The 1,205-nt window shown below is 68.6% G+C and carries 1 protein-coding gene; it reads left to right on the plus strand.

Annotation, left to right across the window (positions count from 1 at the left end):
- Positions 1 to 1,205: acyltransferase domain-containing protein (locus tag MJ783_RS23170; RefSeq protein ID WP_239313995.1), on the plus strand; the 1,205-nt coding region annotated here is incomplete at both ends.

Raw genomic sequence — 1,205 nt, forward strand, 5'->3', positions numbered from 1 at the left:
CTGGCCACCACGCGCGCGCTGTTCGAGCACCGCGCGGTGGTGGTGGCCGCCGACGCGAAGGGCTTCACCGCCGGACTCGATGCCCTCGCCCGCGGCGAGACGGGGCCGAACATCGTCACAGGCTCGTCCGCCGGAACGGGCCGGCTGGCTTTCCTGTTCACCGGACAGGGCAGCCAGCGAATCGGCATGGGACGGCAACTGTACGATACCTATCCGGTATACGCTCGGGCCTTTGACACGGTGTGCGCCGAACTGGACCGGCACCTGGGCCACGGAGCACTGAGCCGGCATGTCGAGGGCTCGGTTCGCGACGTCGTGTTCGCAACCGAGGACACCGGCCTCCTGCATCAGACGGTCTACACCCAGACGGCGCTGTTCGCGGTCGAGGTCGCGCTGTTCCGGCTGCTCGAATCCTGGGGTGTCCGGCCTGATTTCCTTGCCGGGCACTCCATCGGCGAGCTCACCGCGGCACATGTCGCGGGCGTCCTGGCCCTTCCCCACGCGGCCGCGCTCGTCGCCGAGCGAGCCCGGCTCATGCAGGCGCTGCCCACCGGTGGCGCGATGATCGCCATCCAGGCGGCCGAAGAGGACGTACTGCCCGCGCTGGCCGGGTATGAAGACCACGTTGGAATCGCCGCCGTCAACGGGCCCGAATCGATCGTCATATCCGGCGACGAGGAACACACCCTCCAGATCGCCCACGCCTTCGAAAGCCGGGGCCGGAGGACCAAGAGGCTGCGGGTCAGCCATGCCTTCCACTCCCCCCATATGAACGGCATGATCGACGATTTCCGGCGGGCAGCCGAGGGCCTGTCCTACGCCCCGCCGGTGATACCGGTCATCTCCAACCTCACCGGTGCGGTCGCCACCGCCGACGAACTGGGCAGCGCCGGATACTGGGCACGCCACGTCCGCCACGCGGTGCGGTTCCGCGACGTCGTCCGCCGGCTGGAAACCCTCGGTGTCACCACCTACCTCGAGCTCGGGCCGGACGGCGTACTCACCGCCATGGCGGCGGAATCACTCAGCGAACAATCCGGGAAGAACACGCCGACGCTCGTTCCGGTGCTGCGCCGCGAACGCTCCGAACCCGACACCATGATCACAGCACTCGGCCACGCTCACGTTCATGGTGTCGCGATCGACTGGGACGCGGTGTTCAGCGGCCCGCGCCCCCGTCGGGTCGCCTTGCCGACCTATGCCTT

Origin of the sequence: Protofrankia sp. Cj3, assembly GCF_917627355.1 — a bacterium.
GTDB lineage: Bacteria > Actinomycetota > Actinomycetes > Frankiales > Frankiaceae > Protofrankia.